This is a genomic window from Flavobacterium notoginsengisoli (assembly GCF_042686225.1).
GTDB lineage: Bacteria > Bacteroidota > Bacteroidia > Flavobacteriales > Flavobacteriaceae > Flavobacterium > Flavobacterium notoginsengisoli.
Map to the genome: position 1 here is coordinate 152,555 of NZ_JBHUOT010000013.1, position 16,983 is coordinate 169,537.

The window sequence follows — 16,983 nt, forward strand, 5'->3', positions numbered from 1 at the left end:
AAAATACTATGGAAGCACTTTTCATTTTTATTCTAAAGTCAAGCGGATTGTTAACGTTGTTTTATTTTGCTTACATCATTTTACTACGTAAAGAAACCTTTTTTAACAGTAGTCGTTGGTTTTTAATTGCCGGTTTAATCACTTCTGTTGTGCTGCCTTTTATAGTTTACACTAAAATAATCTGGATTCAGCCAGCTCCAGTACCTGAACCAGTTGTTGTAAAAACAGCTGGTATTGAGCCTGCTTCTGTTACTATTCCCGTTAGTACTAAAAATGTTGTTTCATATGAACCACAATCTGTTTCTAACGTAATTGAAAAAGAAAAAGGTTTAGAAGTAAATTGGGCTCTAATTTTAATTGCTGTTTATAGTATTGGTTTTACTGCTTTCATGTTAAAATTTATACTTGACTTTTACAGCTTAAATTCTGTATTAAAGGGACAAAAGATTAAACAGCAGGAGGATTTCAAATTTATAGATGTAAATGAAAATATAGCACCGTTTTCTTATTTCGATTATATAGTGTACAACTCATCACTTTACACTTCTACGGAATTAGAGAATATTTTAGAACACGAAAAAGTACACAGCGACCAAAATCATACTGTCGATGTTTTAATTTCGAGAGTCTTCTGCATCTTATTTTGGTTTAATCCAATTGTATGGCTTTATAAAAAAGCAATTCTGCAAAATCTTGAATTTATTGCTGACAGTGAAGCTTCTAAAAAAATAGCAGACAAAAAAGCCTATCAATACACGCTTTTGAAAATCACAACACACGAAACTTGTGTTGCCATCACCAATCATTTTTATCAATCATTAATCAAAAAACGAATTGTCATGTTAAACAAAAATCAATCAAAAAAGAGAAATTACTGGAAGTATTATGCGGTAGTTCCTGCTCTTGGCGCCTTTATTCTTTTATTTCAGATAAAAACGATTGCACAAGAGAAAAAACAGGATTTAGCTGTTATTCAAAAAGATACGGTTAAAGATACCCAAGAAGTAATTAAAATTACAAAAAACACTACTGATCAGGAATTACAAGCAATCAAAACTAAGCTAAAAACAGATCATAATCTTGATGTCGAAGTATCTGACGTAAAAAGAAATTCTGACAAAGAATTAACCGCTATACAAATTCAGACAAAATCGGATTCAGGGAAAAAGCAAACTATTAAAATCGATAGCAATAAAGCGATCAAAGACTGTGAGCTTGCAATTGGAACTGATGAAAATGGAACAAAAGCCATTGTAATTAGTACTGATAAAAATTTCAAAGCGCCAATGATGATGAGAAACGAAAGAGTTATTGTTCGTAATTCAGGCGATTCAGATGTCACACCTCCTACGCCTCCAACTCCACCAGTTTTTCCTTCAGGACCACTGCCTGTCGCTCCAGCAGTAGATATGTCAAAAATGCCAAAACCTCCTGTTGCTCCAAAAAATCCAATGGATAAAGTGGCAATGAAGAAGTTCGAAAAAGAAATGGACGAATTTGAAAAAAAGATGGAAAAATTTCAACCAAATATAGACGCAATGTCTGCTTACGGTAATGCTGTTAGTGAAATTATGTCTAAACGTGAAGCTATCTTTGAAAAAGAAATGGAAAAGTATGAACTTGCAATGGAAAAATTCAACGAAAAGATGGAGAAATTCAATTACAATTTCAAGTTTAACTTTGGGGATGATTCTAATGAATATGAAAATGACATGAAGCAATATGAAAAAGACATGAAACAGTATGAGCTTGACATGAAACAACACGCTAAAGATATGAAACAACATGCTAAAGATATGAAACAACATTATAAAGACATGAAAGCTATGGAGAAAGATAATCGAAAAGCTTAATAATTCTTAATTGATAAACCAGTGTTTTTTTGCACTGGTTTTTTCTTTATAATAAACTGTTTTAATCTTAAATATCAAAAAGATGAAAATGTATTTGGTACTCTTTTTTTTGTGTTTTAATGCTTTTATTATTGCACAAGGAAATAATTTGGGAAAAGATGTTTTTACAGCAATGGATAAGACTGCCTCAATATTGCTAAATAAATCAAAGGCCAATTCAATTTCTATCGGAGTTGTAAAAAACGGAAAAACATATACCCGTCATTATGGCGAAATTGATAAAGGTAAAGAAAACATTGCTACTAACAATACTGTTTTTGAAGTAGCTTCTATTACAAAATTATTTACAGGTTTACTTACAGCTCAGGCAGTTTTGGAAGGAAAACTAAAACCTGACGATGATATTCGGAAATATTTGAATGATCGTTACCCAAATTTAGAATATAATGGGACACCTATTACAATAAAAGATTTAGTTTCGTTCCGAACTGGATTCAGCACTGACCTTCCAAATACAGAAGAATTAAGAAAAAATCGTAATGACAGTAGTTATCTAGCTTTTAAGAGAATAGATGAAACTTATACACGTGAAATTTTCTTTGAAGATCTTAAAAAAATAAAACTTGACACCTTACCCGGAACCAAATTTAAATACAGTAACGGAAGTCTTAATCTTACAGCGCATATTCTTGAAAATGTATATCAGAAAAGTTACGAAACGCTTTTAAAGGAAAATATACTATCAAAGTTAGATATGAAATCAACAGGAATTAATTTAAGTCCTGATATAATTATAGCAAATGGTTATAATTTAAAAGGAGTATTAATGCCTAGCATTTCAGACAATCTTTGGGGTGCAGCCGGCCGGCTAAAATCTACTTTAAGTGATCTGACTAAATTTATTGTGTATGAATTAAATACAAAAAGTAAAATCATTCAGGAGTCACAACAAAATCTGTTAAACAGCCCTACGACGTGGAACGGATATTTTTGGGATTATATTCAAGTTGATGAAAATGGAAAAAACTGCTGGAAACACGGCGGGGCATTTGGAACCCAAAATATGCTTGTAATTTATCCTGAAAAACAATTAGGTTTTTCTATTATTGTAAACATAAGTGATGAAAATACTGCCAATGCTTTAGGTGAAGCTGTGACAAGGCTTTCTAGTGATTTGTTAAGTGAGAATAAGAAGCAATCTGGTATTTATGGTTATAAGATAGTTAATGAAAAAATTATTTTTACGTATGAGCATGACAAAACATTAAATGCAGATTTAGTTAAAAGTGTATCTATTGCTGGTTCATTTGATAATTGGAATCCAAATGACAGTTATTTTCAAATGATTCGAAAGAATAAAAATACTTTTGAGTTAACTATTCCAAAATCAAAACTAGAAAAAAATAAAACACACTTATTTAAGTTCGTCATTAATAAAACAGGCTGGATGGAAGCCCCTAAAAATGCTATTAACAGAGAGGTAGATGGTGATAAAAACCTGATTCTTAAAATGTGAATTTCATACTATTAAGAACTCAAAAGACTTTGTTTCAAACACAAAGTCTTTTTTTATATATCTTTGCAAAAAAAATCTCCTATGTATAAAATTTTAGCCAAACTCAACAAGATACTTTTTCCAAGCTTTACTAAACAAGGTTTAGACATCGCAAAGGCAAAAAAATGGCAAATGGCTATAATTGGTTACCGTGCTTATGTAACAAAACGTGCATTAAGCAATTAGCATTAATACAATACGTCTACTTAAGTAGAGAAATCGCTTTATGCGAATCGTTCATGAAAAATAAAGAAATAAACCTTCCTCCTGTTCCGGCAGTGTTATTAGCAATTATTAGTGTACAGTGTGGTGCTGCAATTGCAAAAACACTATTTCCTGCAATTGGAGCTGCTGGTACTGCGTCTCTCCGTATTGGCATTTCAGCTTTAATTTTATTACTGGCTTACAGGCCAAATTTAAAAACAATTACTCCTACACAATGGAAAATCGTAATTCCATATGGTTTGTCCTTAGGCGCAATGAATTTAATATTCTATCTAGCAATAGAAAGAATTCCAATTGGATTGGCCGTTACACTTGAATTTGTTGGACCGTTATTACTGGCAATTGCGGGATCAAAACGTTTAATTGATTATTGTTGGGTTCTGCTTGCTGCAATTGGAATCTTATTGATTGCTCCCTGGACAAATGACCGCTTAGATCCTTTAGGAATTTTATTTGCTCTTTTAGCCGGAGCATTCTGGACTGCATATATAGTTTTAGGAGGCAAAATATCCAAAATAATGAATGGTGGGCAGGCCGTCTCGACCGGAATGTTATTTGCAGCGATATTAATCCTGCCGTTTGGTTTTCTGGAAAACGGGCTAACGAATCTGACTCCAAAATTCTTTGGTATGGGAGTCGCTTTAGCGCTTTTATCGAGTGCGATTCCATTTACTTTAGAAATGAAAGCTTTAGGTCAATTACCACCACGAACTTTTAGTATTTTAATGAGTTTAGAGCCTGCTGCAGCTTCTATCTGCGCTTTTATATTTTTACAAGAAAAATTAAATTTTTATGAGATTTTGGCTGTAGTTTGTGTAGTAATTGCTTCTACAGGCAGCACGTTAACTGCTAAAAGATAAAAAACTCAATAAATAGTATTTACTGAGCTTTTGAAATTGTAGGTTTTGTTACTGGAGATAATTATTTCTTTGGTAATAATACAGTGTCAACCACATGAATTACTCCATTTGACTGATTAACGTCTGCAATTGTCACTTTCGATTTGTCGCCTTTTTCATCTGTAATGTACAAATCTTTACCTTCCATCCAGGCTGTCAATGTACCACCATTTACTGCTTTTATAGTTGCTTTACCTTTTCCTGCTTTTATTGCTTTAGCAATATCAGCTGCGCTCCATTTTCCTGCAACTACGTGATAAGTCAAAATGTTTTGAAGCATTTTTTTATTTTCAGGTTTTAGTAATGTCTCAACTGTTCCTTTTGGTAATTTATCAAATGCTGCATTTGTTGGAGCAAAAACTGTAAAAGGACCTTTTCCTTTTAAGGTTTCAACTAAATCTGCCGCTTTTACTGCTGCTACTAATGTTGTATGATCTTTTGAGTTAACTGCATTTTCAATAATATTTTTATTTGGATACATTGCTGCTCCACCCACCATTACTGTTTTTTGAGCGAATGATGTAAATCCAAATGCCAAAGCTAAAATTACTGTAGCTAAAATTTTTGTAGTTTTCATAATTAATTTTTTAAGTTATAAAGTCATTTACGTCGATATAATTGTTTTGGTTTTACGAAAAATCAACAGATTGAAAGATAACATTAAAAAAAATGCAATATCCATTGAGGAACAAGGCTTTAATCTTTTAAAATATTTTAATTATTTTTAAGAAGTCTCTGAATTTTGCATTCTTTTTATTGTTAAATTTAGATTCAAAATCTAATCATTATGAAAAATCTACCTCAAAAAATCAGAAGTAAAAAACTTAGTTCACGAGTGGATTTAACCGCAATGGTCAGCGTTTCTTTTTTACTGATCATATTTTTTATGGTTGTTGGAGAGTTGGCTAAACCCAAAATTGTCGATTTAAGTTTGCCTCAAAAATATGATGATGAAATATGGCGGAATGTTATCACATGCGGTCACGTTGATGTAAATCGGATTGTAACTGTCTTACTAGACGATAATAATAAAATAATTACGTATTCTGGTCTTTTCTTTAGTCCTATAAAAGAATCGAAAAAAGTAGATTATGGAAATAATGGAATTCGTAAAATATTATTTGAAAGAAGTAATTCAATTCGAGAATATTCAGCCGCAATGGGAAGAACAAATTATGGTCCAATTGTAATTATAAAACCAAGCAAAAAAAGCAATTTTAAAAACTTAGTTGATATTTTAGATGAAATGGCTATTGGAAAAATTGATACTTATGCAATTGTAAATGAATTTACTCCAGAAGAGACACAATTATTAGCTTCTAATTAATAAATTAACTTGTTTATGAAAAACCTACCGCAAAAAGTCAGAAGTAAAAAACTTAGCTCACGAGTGGATTTAACCGCAATGGTCAGTGTTTCTTTTCTACTGATTATATTTTTTATGGTGGTTGGAGAGTTAGCTAAACCTAAAATTGTCGATTTGAGTTTACCAGATTATGATATACGAACATGTACTTGGCGCGGAGGTTGTGGTGAAGAAAGAACAACAACAATATTACTTGGTGAGAATAATAGATTAATTTCTTATACAGGACTTTTAGCTGTTCCAATAAGCCCTGCAAAAGAAATCAATTATGGTAAAGAAGGTATCAGAAAAGAGCTTTTGTTAAGAAATAAAGAAATGCTTAATTATTCTGCGAAATTAGGAAAACCTGGAAGAGGTATTGTTGTTATTATTAAACCTGGCAAAAAATCAAATTTTAAAAATCTTGTAGATATTTTGGACGAAATGGCAATTGCTAAAATTGATACTTATGCAATAGTAAATGATTTCAGTCCAGAAGAATCCAAATTACTAGCTTCAAATTAAAATTTAAATATCCAAAACTCATCGCTATGAAAAACATACCTAAAAAAATAAGAAGCAAAAAACTTAACTTACGAGTTGATTTAACCGCAATGGTCAGTGTTTCTTTTTTGCTGATTATATTTTTTATGGTCGTTGGAGAATTATCGAAGCCTAAAACGATTGACATAGATTTTCCGGATCACGAATGTTGCGATTGTCCCTACCCAAATCGAGAAGGTGAAAATAGATCTATAACTTTAATATTGGGAGAAAATAATCGGTTAATTTATTATATGGGACTATTAGATACCCCAATAATTGCTCCAAAAGACATCAAATATGGCAAAGAAGGAATTCGAAAAGAATTGTTAAAAAGAAAGAGTGCTCTATTGAAATATTCTTCAAAAACAAAAAAACCTGACAATCTTGTTGTCATTATAAAACCAACGAAAAAATCAAATTATGGTAATCTAGTAAATATTCTTGACGAGTTAGAAATAGCCAATATTGATTCTTATGCAATTGTTCCTGAATTTACTCCAGAGGAAACTAAGTTGCTGGCTTTGAAATAAAAACTTTAGTTTGATATAAAAAGAAAGTCCCACAATCATGTGGGACTTTCTTTTTATATCTTAATGAATTTCATATTTGAAGTTCCTTTGTCTGATTTTACTCTTATAAAATAATTGCCAGTTTTTAGCTTCGAAACATCAATATTTGAAGTCGTATTTGCATTTGGAACCGCAATTATTATTTGTCCTAAAATATCATAAATTTCAAAAGATTGTATTTCTATATTTTCAGCTTTAGAAATATTTAAAATCTGACTACTCGGATTTGGATATAAAACAAAATACTTAGAAAAATCAAAATCTGGATTTCCTAAAGTTGTTTTAAAAGTTGAAGTTGCTTTATTGGTCAGAATTGGGAAATTATAATCAAAATAAATATTCGCATCATTACTAAATGAATCTCCAACCTTTAAGGTTGGTTTTGTTTTGATTTTAAAAGCTACATAACCATCATTATTAGCATCATCAAAAGGAAGATTAATATTTTCGAATATAAATTCCACTTTATTTCCTTCTGAAATTTTAGTTACAAAAGAATGACTTGAACTGGTTGGAATTAAGGTTGATATATCAAATTTTGACAAATCAATTACATCTTTCACAACTACATTTTGGGCTTTGTAAGTTCCTGTATTTTCAAAACGAATCATATAATGAACATACTCTCCTATTAAATCTGGAGTAATAATATTACCTTCTAAGCAGGTTTTATCATTTGGATCATATGAACCAACAACTGTCTGCTTGAGTGTAAATATGTTATCCTGTGGAGTTTCATCATTACTTAAAGTTTTAATTTCGACTATGTAAGACAATATGTCTCCAATATTTATAGCTGGAGTCTCTGTAGGTCTATTTACTTTAAAAGATAGTAGTATTTCTCTACTTTCAAACGGCTTTAGATTAGCAAAACCCCATTCCACTGTATTAACTGAATTATTATTAGCTTCAATATCTGAAGAAATAAATTCTAACACAGCATCATCAAACTTTAAAGTAACTAATCCTGATTCAATAGTATTTCCTTTGTTTTTATAGACGATTTTATAATTAGCATCAAAACCTGGTCTTGCATCATCAACAGGAAGCAGTGTAACTTCCAAATCTGAGTGAATCCCATTTGAAGTGATGCAAAAATCCTGAATAAATGGATTAGCTTCAGTCGGAAATTCCACACTAGGAGTAGATGGTGTAACATTAAAGAATGATGGATTTTCTAAAATTATTGGTCGAATGGTATGTTTCCCGGCTTGTACATAAAAGTTGTATTTACCAGAATCATCAGTAATAAAATCCTGATTGATATTTCCGTTTGTGATATTAAATTTTAGAAAGGGAAAAATTGGATCATGAATATCACAGCCATTAGCATCAGAATCCCACTTTTGAGTACCTTTTACATTATATGAAACTCCACCTGGCATAAATGTACAGTACGAACTTACCACACATTGGCCAGCTAAATAGGAAACATTATTTATATTAGCTTGCAGATTTGATATTTCGGCCTCATCTGCACAAATAAATTTCAGTTCACTTTTAAATGTATTATTTCCAATACTTAAAGTTTCAAAACTACCGTTTTTAACAAACAGAGAATTTAATAGATAGTTATTGGAAACATTGATAGTTCTCGCACTATACATTTCTGATGCATCTAGTGTGGTAAGTTTATTACCCTTACATGTTAAATTCTGCAGTTTACCAATCCCCGTCATTTTTAGTTCCGAAAGATCTGTCGAACTGCAATCAATTTTTATTAAACTTGGCAGATTATCTAATACTAAAGTAGTCGCAATTATAGAAGTTTCACCAAAACTAAATCCTACACATTCAACTAATTCTAGTAATGGTAAATTTTTTATTTTTAAATTCTTTATTGCATTTTGTGAACAATATAAATTCACTAACGAATTGAGTCCTGTTAAATCTAATTCTTTTAATCCATTGGTGTTGCAATTTAAATATGATAAATCAGCAAGTCCAGTTACTTCTAAACTTAATATCATATTAGATTTACAATCTAGATACTTCAATTTTTTTAAATTAGTCGCGTCTAGCTTAGTAATTCTATTTCCTTGAATTTTCAAAGTCACTAGATTAGTAAAATACTCAATACCTGTAACATCTGTGATGAAATGATTTTCGTCTGAGATTTCGTAAACTTTTAGGGCTTCAGAAACATCTATTTCTTTATCACCATTAGCATCTACGTTTAAATAACTCCCCTTACTATCTCTAGTATAGTTTCCTGATAACAAATCAGATTTAAATTGTTGACTGGGGAAATTAATAATTTGCGCACTCAGATTATTAAAAAAACATAAAATAAGCAATAAAATGTAGAGTTTCTTCATATGTTGTATTTTCATACAAAAATAACTTTTTAACACAATAACACAACTTTTTCTGTTAAATTTCATATAGAAAACATTGAGCACAAAAAAAGTCCTGCATTGCTGCAGGACTTCTTATTTATAAAAAAGCTAAGAATTATTTTTTCTCAGTTTTTTCCATTTTAGCTTTTAAAGCAGCTAATACATCATTGTTGTCACCTAAAGTCGCAGCTGGTGCGTTTGTAGATGCAGATGTAGTAGTTTCAGCAGCAGCTTTCACGTTTTTCTCTTCTTCTTCACGGAAGATAGCAGTGTGAGAAGCAACTACTCTTTTAAATTCTTTGTTGAATTCAATTACTTTGAAATCAGCAGTATCACCTTTTTTCAATTTCTTTCCGTCTTCTTTTTCAAGGTGACGAGTTGGAATGAAAGCAACGATATCATCTCCGAATTCTACAGTAGCTCCTTTGTCAACGATTTCAGAAATTTCACCATTGTGGATAGTTCCTACAGCGAAAGAATCTTCGTATTGATCCCAAGGATTAGCAGTAGTTTGTTTGTGACCTAAAGATAATTTACGTCCTTCAACATCTAATTCTAATACAACTACATCAAGTTTCTCACCAACATTTACAAATTCAGATGGGTGTTTAATTTTCTTAGTCCAAGAAAGGTCAGAAATGTAGATTAATCCATCAATTCCTTCTTCTAATTCTACGAAAATACCAAAGTTTGTAAAGTTTCTAACGATACCTGTATGTTTAGAACCTACTGGGTATTTAGAAGTAATGTCAGTCCATGGATCTTGAGTTAATTGTTTGATACCTAATGACATCTTACGATCATCTCTGTCAAGAGTTAAGATAACAGCCTCAACAACATCTCCAACTTTCACGAAGTCCTGAGCAGAACGTAAGTGAGTTGACCATGACATTTCAGAAACGTGGATTAAACCTTCAACACCTTCAGCAACTTCGATAAATGCACCGTAATCAGCGATTACAACTACTTTACCTTTAACTTTATCACCAACAGTTAAGTTAGCATCTAAAGCATCCCATGGGTGAGCGTTTAATTGTTTCAATCCTAATTGAATTCTTGTTTTCTCATCATCGAAATCAAGGATTACAACGTTTAATTTTTGGTCTAATTCAAGAACTTCACTTGGGTGGTTGATTCTACTCCAAGAAAGGTCAGTAATGTGAATTAATCCGTCAACACCACCTAAGTCAATGAACACACCATAAGAAGTAATGTTTTTAACAACACCTTCTAATACTTGTCCTTTTTGTAATTGACCGATGATTTCTTTTTTCTGTACTTCAATATCAGCCTCGATAAGCGCTTTATGAGATACAACAACGTTTTTGAATTCGTGGTTGATTTTTACCACTTTGAATTCCATCATTTTGTTTACATATACATCGTAGTCTCTAATTGGCTTAACGTCAATTTGAGATCCTGGTAAGAACGCCTCGATACCGAATACGTCAACGATCATACCTCCTTTAGTTCTACATTTAACAAAACCGTTAACGATTTCTCCAGTTTCATTAGCTGCAATAACTCTATCCCAAGATTTGATAGTACGTGCTTTTCTGTGAGATAATACTAATTGACCTGTTTTGTCCTCACGGATGTCGATTAATACTTCAACTTTGTCACCTACTTTTAAGTTTGGGTTGTAACGGAATTCGTTTAAAGAAATAACACCTTCAGATTTAGCATTGATATCAACGATAACGTCTCTATCTGTAATTCTAACAACAACTCCTTCAACTACTTCTTCTTGATCTGTAGCGATGAAAGTTTTTGATACTAGTTCTTCAAACTCTTGTAAGTTTTTCTCATCTACTGCATCAATTCCTTCTTGGAAGTTATGCCAGTTAAAATTTGCTAAAAACTCTTCTTGTGATTTTAATTGTTCAGACATGCTGATAAAAAAATTTGTATTCTGCTTTTCTCGAGTTTCTCTATGCGATAGAAAATACAGAAGTTGTTTTACATAAATGGTTGATACCTAAAGGAAACTCTTCTCCACCAAAAGGTTTGCAAAATTACTACAAATATTTATAATAGCAAAACAATTCTAAATGATTATCAGTCAATTGCTCAGAAGCAGACGTTTTTGTTTTTTTTTAAGACGTAAAGTCCCGCTATCCGCTCCAATCTTTTATGCCGAACTCCGGCATAAAAGGATTTCCACTTCTATCGGGGCTAGGTTAGAATATTTAGTGTTTTTAATATCTTTATTTCTGCATGTAAAGAGCCTAACAGATTTTAAAAACTTATCATACCTAATCTAATTCTAACATCAAACCCGACAGGTTTTCAAAACCTGTCGGGTTTACTATGCGTAACTATCTTTGTCAAAGTTTTACGAAACCTGCAAGTTTTGGTTTTCTATCTTTACATTAAAACTTATCTCAGCTTTCAAAGCTTTAAAAACCTTAATAATAGTATCAATTGTTGCACTATTTGTACTGCTTTCTAGCTTAGAAATTTGAGCTTTTTTAACCCCAATCAAATCTCCTAATTGTTCCTGAGTTAGATTTCTTTCTTTTCTGGCAGTTTTAATCATTCTGCCCAAAATTTCCATACTAAGTTCATATTCGTATTGATCTCTTTCAGGTGTACCAATTTCCCCAATAACTTCATCTTTCATTTCAGAAAGCGAATATGATTTCATTTTATTTTCCGCCATAATTTTCATTTATTTTACTTTCAAAATACTTTATTTTGATTCTATTTGCTCTATCAATTTCGCCTGAAGGAACTCTATCCACCTTCTTTATAAAACCATGAGTAGCGAAAACCAAAGTTTGCTTGCTATCAGATTTATCCCAAAAAGCCAAAAGTCTAATTTGATTCCCTCCATATCTAACTCTGAATTCCCAAATATCATTTTTAAGCTTTTTAAAAAGCTTTGGATCTAGATTCTTTTCTGCTGAATCAATATTGTAAAGAACTTTAGTACTTACTTTTTTATCCAGTTTCAATATAAATTCTCGTGCTTCCTCTAAAAATTTTGTTTCAAAATATTTCATCAAACCTATACATAACAAAAATACCACAAAAGTTTCTAAGTTTGGAAACTTTTGTGGTATTTTATATTTTAATTAAATATTATTCTAGACAATGTCCTTCCTAAGAATCATAATCGAATTTTAATGACTCAAATTCTCAACCTCTTTCGGATCATGTTTATGTTTAAACAAAACAGCAAAAGCAATTGCAATTACTAAAGCATAAGCAGCAAACGAAAGCCAGATCGTATGCCAGTCTTTCATTAAAATCGGATTTGCAAAAATTCCATCTGTAGAAACTGAATTCCCTTGACCTTTTACAAATTCTAACATTTTAGAATTCGTTATATCTGTTTGCAAAAATCCTGCTAACTCAGTTGTACTGACAAATGATTTCGTAAAGAAACGATCAATTGCCCAACCTGAAGTCAAACTTCCTAAAACTGCTCCTACTCCATTGGTCATCATCATAAACAATCCTTGTGCAGAAGAACGAATTTTAGAATCGGTATTGCTTTCTACGAATAACGAACCGGAAATATTAAAGAAATCAAATGCCATTCCGTACACAATACAAGAAAGAATAATCATCCATAAACCTCCAACTGGATCACCAAAAGCAAACAATCCGAAACGTAAAACCCACGCCAGCATACTAATCAACATTACTTGTTTGATTCCGAAACGTCTCAAGAAGAATGGAATTGCCAAAATAAATAGTGTCTCAGAAACCTGAGAAATTGACATAATAATAGTCGAATATTTAATTACAAAAGAATCTGCATATTTTGGAAAATGCTTAAATTCATCCAAAAACACATCTCCGTAAGCATTTGTCAATTGCAGTGCTCCTCCTAAAAACATAGAAAAAACAAAAAACAAAGCCATTTTATAATTACCAAATAATTTAAAAGACTCTAACCCTAATGTTTCAATCCAGGTTGCATTTTCTTTTATTAAACGCTGTGGTTCACATTTAGGTAATGTAAAAGCATAAAGTCCTAAAATTAAAGCTCCTGCTCCGGCAATATAAAACTGATATTCTGTTGCTTTACTACCACTTAAATTAGTAATCCACATTGCAACAATAAAACCAATTGTTCCCCAAACGCGGATAGGCGGAAAATCTTTTACAATATTCTTATTATTAAGCTTTAAAGAAGTGTATGATATAGAATTACTTAAAGCAATTGTAGGCATATAACAACACATTGCCAAAAGCATAACTATAATAAAAGTATCAGGAGTTGCAACTTGTGCTATACCAAATAAAACTACAGCATAAAGAATATGAAGTACTCCATAAAGTTTTTCAGCATTCACCCATCTATCAGCAATAATTCCTGTAAGTGTAGGCATAAAAAGAGAAGCGATTCCCATGGTTCCGAAAACTAGTCCAAATTGTGTTCCTTCCCAGTTTTTTGTCCCAAACCAATAATTTCCAATTGTTATAAGCCAGGCTCCCCAAACAAAAAATTGAAGAAAGCTCATTAAAATCAATCTGTTTTTAATACCCATATAGTAATTTTATTTTTTAGTAAAAATGAAGCGGTAAAACTACCATTTAAAATAATATCTGCAAAAAATTATATCGTTTTAACAACATCATTCACCAATTCCAGAACAGCATTAAACTGCTCTTCCTTATTTAAGTAAGAATTATCTATCTCAATTGCGTCATCAGCAATTACTAATGGAGAATCTTCACGATGGGTATCCATATAATCACGATCCACTACATTTTTCAAAACTTCTTCGTAAGTAACATTATCTCCTTTTTGCTGTAATTCATCAAAGCGTCTTTGTGCACGCGTTTCTGCGCTCGCAGTCATGAAAATTTTAAGTTCAGCATTAGGGAAAACAACCGTACCAATATCACGGCCGTCCATAACAATAGCTTTATTGGTTCCCATTTCCTGCTGCTGTTCTACTAATTTGGAACGAACTTCTGAAACAGCTGCTACCTGGCTCACAAAATTAGAAACTTCAATTGTTCTAATTTGCTTTTCGACATTCTCACCATTCAAATACATTTCAGCAAAACCCAGGTCTGCATTAAATCTAAATTCTAGTTTAATATTTGATAATGCTTCTATCAAAGCTTCTTTTTTAAAGAAATCTGCACTTATCAAATTATTCTGCATAGCAAAATAAGCCACAGCGCGGTACATCGCTCCTGTATCTACGTAAACATATTCTAATTCTTTTGCTAATTGTTTTGCAAGAGTACTTTTACCTGTTGAAGAAAATCCGTCAATAGCAATAGTAATTTTTTTCATTCTATATATTATTTATTGTGGTGGCGGAGGTGGTTCTTCTAAAGAATCCTCCTTTTTAATCTCTTTTATTTTCTTTGAACGACAAGCTTTTACCTTTTTCAATTTATTAAAAACTGTTTTATCAAGCCCGGTATAATCATATCCAATATTCTTGTTGCTTTCAGAATCGACAAAAAAAACGATAATTAATATTAATTTTATGTTGATTCAAAAAAGTAATTGTTCTTTTTAAAGTAACACCATAATTCAAAACATAAATCTCAAGCTCATTCTTTTCTTTGTTATACAAGATTTTTTCAATCTTATGCTTTTCTATTTCTCCTGAGTTTCCTTCATTTGAAACCAACTCCTCTTCATTAAATCTGAACCATAAAGGTTTACAATAATTATAAAATTGATTTTCGCCCTCTGTTTTCCCCAAACAGAACCAATCTTTATTAACATATTGCTTCATCATATGTGCTAAATCATTTTGCGAATGCAAAACGTTAAAACAAAGAAAAACATATATAATATAACCGTATTTCATAAAAAAGCAATAAAAAATCTTCTATTACAAGTCATGTAAAATGAGACTTCATAGAAGATTATCTAAAAATCGAATACAAATTTAACGATTATTCCTGAAAGTAATTTAATAATAAATATCCATAAGGATATTTGACTTCGAACCGTCAATTATTTTTTCTATTCTTTTAAAAAACTGTTCATTTACCATTGGACAACCATGACTGTTACTGATGTAATAATCTTGTTCTTCGTAAGGAACGGCAGAATAATGATGAAGTACAATGGCTCTTTTTAAGGCATTATTATTACTTTCTTCCAGACCTGCCAATCGATAGGCTTTTCCAAAAATACCTTTATAGGTTTTGCCTACAGCATACCTTCCTAACGCAGTACAATTAGAATTTGGCAAATTGCTAAATTTAAGCATACCCTTGATGCCGGTTTCAGAACCGGAACCATGTGCAACTAAACCTTGATCTATAACTTCATGTTTTTCTAAATCATAAACAAAAAAGCGATTTTTCCCTGAAGGAACTTTCATATCTATTAAAAAAGCAATTTTTTGATTGTATTTAGAATCGACATTAATCATATTTTTTATCTCAGCTATTCTATTGTTAATTCTTTCCATTTCTATTGAAGAAATAGCTTCATCCCTAAAAGAAAGACTGGAAAACGTATAAAAGCTTATAAACGCAAATAGAAACAAACATATTTTTTTCATGTAACTATTGAAAATTTAAAATTAAACCAAAAAGACTTGTATTAGCCGCCAATGTATATCGGGAATAAGAATAATTAAATTTCAGTTTGTTTAATTTTAAACCAAAACCTAAAGAAACTCCGGAAAAATTTCGTTGTTCATCAACCCTTAATTCTTCTCCTCGTCTAAAATTATATCCCACCCTTAAATTAAATGCTCTTTTAGGAAAAAGTTCTACACCAAATGCAACATGTCTTAGTGCGTTATTAAAAAATGAAACTTTCTCGGGATTGGTTGAACCGTCTATATTTGTTTCTCCGCGATTAGGATTCGAAAAAGAAATATTCCATTGCTGCAAATTTTCCAAGGTGAGATGCCAGCGAATTGGTACATGTTCAAGTTCCTGAGAAATACCGGCAACAATTTCAAAAGGCAAATTCTCTTTTATTCCGGAATAAGTAGTAAACTGCGTTCCTATGTTGCGAAACACCAAAGCAAAATTGATGTCATTTTTTTCATCCAAATACAAAAGCCCTAAATCAACAGCTCCTCCGATAGAATTATAACTTTCTAATGACGAGGTGATCAGTTTGGCATTTGTACCGATAAAAAAATTTGTATAAGGAACGTTGTACGCATATCCTACGGTAAGAGCACCTTCACTTCCGGTAAAATTAGAGGTTGCCTGACCATTTTCATCATAACCTTCAAAAGAACCATAATTAACATAACTTACACCTGCATAAAAAGTCTGCAAATGCCTGTCATAAGTATAAGCGTATGAAGCTGTACCATAAGACGCTTCCCCGTAATAACTCCCGTAATTTATCGCCAAATGATTGTCCATATCCGCATTTATAAGAGCTGGATTAGACATGGCCTGATTAACATCTTCATCATATATCGTAATAATATCTCCTCCTAACGCCGCCTGTCTTGGTGAAGTAGTCAAATTTAAAAATTGATAGGTGTAACGTCCTCCAACTTGTCCAAACGAAGCCGAACAAATTAATAACAAAAAAAATAAAACGTTATGTTTAAACATGTCTATGGAACGCTCCTATATGGGAATAACGTAAACGCAAAGATAAAATTATATAACAGTAAAAATAAAATTAAGCCTTAATAAATTTTAATAAAAAAATTCCAAATCCCAACCGTTCAACATACAGTTTG

The 16,983-nt window shown here is 31.6% G+C and carries 17 protein-coding genes; 7 read left to right on the top strand and 10 right to left on the bottom strand.

The genetic code is table 11. The annotated features are described in order from the left end of the window. Nucleotides 1–8: 8 nt before the first annotated feature. From ACFS3A_RS23785 to ACFS3A_RS23800, 4 genes are all read left to right on the top strand, one after another. Entirely contained in the window at nucleotides 9–1,853 is a 1,845-nt protein-coding gene (locus ACFS3A_RS23785; protein ID WP_379828056.1) for a M56 family metallopeptidase, read from the top strand. Nucleotides 1,854–1,935: 82 nt separating this feature from the next. Continuing rightward, on the top strand, nucleotides 1,936–3,369 hold the full coding sequence (locus ACFS3A_RS23790; RefSeq protein WP_379828057.1) for a serine hydrolase: 1,434 nt from the start codon (nucleotides 1,936–1,938) through the stop codon (nucleotides 3,367–3,369). An 81-nt stretch (nucleotides 3,370–3,450) separates the two neighbouring features. Continuing rightward, nucleotides 3,451–3,594 (top strand): SsrA-binding protein, encoded by a 144-nt coding sequence (locus tag ACFS3A_RS23795; protein ID WP_379828058.1) that lies wholly within the window; start codon nucleotides 3,451–3,453, stop codon nucleotides 3,592–3,594. 53 nt (nucleotides 3,595–3,647) lie between these two features. Then, nucleotides 3,648–4,493: an EamA family transporter gene (locus tag ACFS3A_RS23800; RefSeq protein WP_379828059.1), complete on the top strand. Its 846-nt coding sequence runs from the start codon at nucleotides 3,648–3,650 to the stop codon at nucleotides 4,491–4,493. 61 nt (nucleotides 4,494–4,554) lie between these two features. On the opposite strand, the gene ACFS3A_RS23805 is transcribed toward ACFS3A_RS23800, so the two are convergent. Beyond that, entirely contained in the window at nucleotides 4,555–5,109 is a 555-nt protein-coding gene (locus ACFS3A_RS23805; protein WP_379828060.1) for a fasciclin domain-containing protein, read from the bottom strand. A gap of 210 nt (nucleotides 5,110–5,319) precedes the next feature. Between ACFS3A_RS23805 and ACFS3A_RS23810 the strand changes: the two genes are divergently transcribed. From ACFS3A_RS23810 to ACFS3A_RS23820, 3 genes are read left to right on the top strand one after another with little or no spacing between them, the layout of a single operon-like run. After that, on the top strand, nucleotides 5,320–5,859 hold the full coding sequence (locus ACFS3A_RS23810) for an ExbD/TolR family protein (RefSeq protein WP_379828061.1): 540 nt from the start codon (nucleotides 5,320–5,322) through the stop codon (nucleotides 5,857–5,859). Between the two features lie 15 nt (nucleotides 5,860–5,874). Further along, the gene (locus tag ACFS3A_RS23815) at nucleotides 5,875–6,402 is read left to right on the top strand and encodes an ExbD/TolR family protein (RefSeq protein WP_379828062.1); all 528 of its coding nucleotides are present in this window, start codon (nucleotides 5,875–5,877) and stop codon (nucleotides 6,400–6,402) included. 26 nt (nucleotides 6,403–6,428) lie between these two features. Next, nucleotides 6,429–6,953 (top strand): ExbD/TolR family protein, encoded by a 525-nt coding sequence (locus ACFS3A_RS23820; protein ID WP_379828063.1) that lies wholly within the window; start codon nucleotides 6,429–6,431, stop codon nucleotides 6,951–6,953. Nucleotides 6,954–7,006: 53 nt separating this feature from the next. Here the strand turns inward: ACFS3A_RS23820 and ACFS3A_RS23825 are convergent, their stop codons facing one another. From ACFS3A_RS23825 to porQ, 9 genes are all read right to left on the bottom strand, one after another. Beyond that, nucleotides 7,007–9,325, bottom strand: a complete 2,319-nt coding sequence (locus tag ACFS3A_RS23825; RefSeq protein WP_379828064.1) for a DUF7619 domain-containing protein — start codon at nucleotides 9,323–9,325, stop codon at nucleotides 7,007–7,009. A 121-nt stretch (nucleotides 9,326–9,446) separates the two neighbouring features. Continuing rightward, the gene (rpsA, locus tag ACFS3A_RS23830; protein ID WP_144212501.1) at nucleotides 9,447–11,222 is read right to left on the bottom strand and encodes a 30S ribosomal protein S1; all 1,776 of its coding nucleotides are present in this window, start codon (nucleotides 11,220–11,222) and stop codon (nucleotides 9,447–9,449) included. A 444-nt stretch (nucleotides 11,223–11,666) separates the two neighbouring features. Further along, nucleotides 11,667–11,993 carry a helix-turn-helix domain-containing protein gene (locus ACFS3A_RS23835; RefSeq protein WP_379828086.1) on the bottom strand — a complete coding sequence of 109 codons (327 nt, stop codon included), beginning with the start codon at nucleotides 11,991–11,993 and terminating at the stop codon, nucleotides 11,667–11,669. After that, complete coding sequence (locus ACFS3A_RS23840) at nucleotides 11,980–12,336, bottom strand: type II toxin-antitoxin system RelE/ParE family toxin (protein ID WP_379828065.1); 357 nt, start codon at nucleotides 12,334–12,336, stop codon at nucleotides 11,980–11,982. The genes ACFS3A_RS23835 and ACFS3A_RS23840 overlap by 14 nt, the downstream gene beginning before the upstream one ends. Before the next feature lie 120 nt (nucleotides 12,337–12,456). Continuing rightward, nucleotides 12,457–13,833: a nucleoside permease gene (locus ACFS3A_RS23845; protein ID WP_379828066.1), complete on the bottom strand. Its 1,377-nt coding sequence runs from the start codon at nucleotides 13,831–13,833 to the stop codon at nucleotides 12,457–12,459. Nucleotides 13,834–13,901: 68 nt separating this feature from the next. Beyond that, nucleotides 13,902–14,594 (bottom strand): (d)CMP kinase, encoded by a 693-nt coding sequence (cmk, locus tag ACFS3A_RS23850; RefSeq protein WP_379828067.1) that lies wholly within the window; start codon nucleotides 14,592–14,594, stop codon nucleotides 13,902–13,904. A 160-nt stretch (nucleotides 14,595–14,754) separates the two neighbouring features. Next, a complete protein-coding gene (locus ACFS3A_RS23855) occupies nucleotides 14,755–15,123 on the bottom strand; it encodes a hypothetical protein (protein ID WP_379828068.1) in 369 nt (122 codons plus the stop codon). A gap of 105 nt (nucleotides 15,124–15,228) precedes the next feature. After that, nucleotides 15,229–15,828: a murein L,D-transpeptidase catalytic domain-containing protein gene (locus tag ACFS3A_RS23860; RefSeq protein WP_379828069.1), complete on the bottom strand. Its 600-nt coding sequence runs from the start codon at nucleotides 15,826–15,828 to the stop codon at nucleotides 15,229–15,231. 4 nt (nucleotides 15,829–15,832) lie between these two features. Then, nucleotides 15,833–16,852, bottom strand: coding sequence for a type IX secretion system protein PorQ (porQ, locus tag ACFS3A_RS23865; RefSeq protein WP_379828070.1), 1,020 nt, complete (start codon nucleotides 16,850–16,852; stop codon nucleotides 15,833–15,835). Nucleotides 16,853–16,983 lie beyond the last annotated feature (131 nt).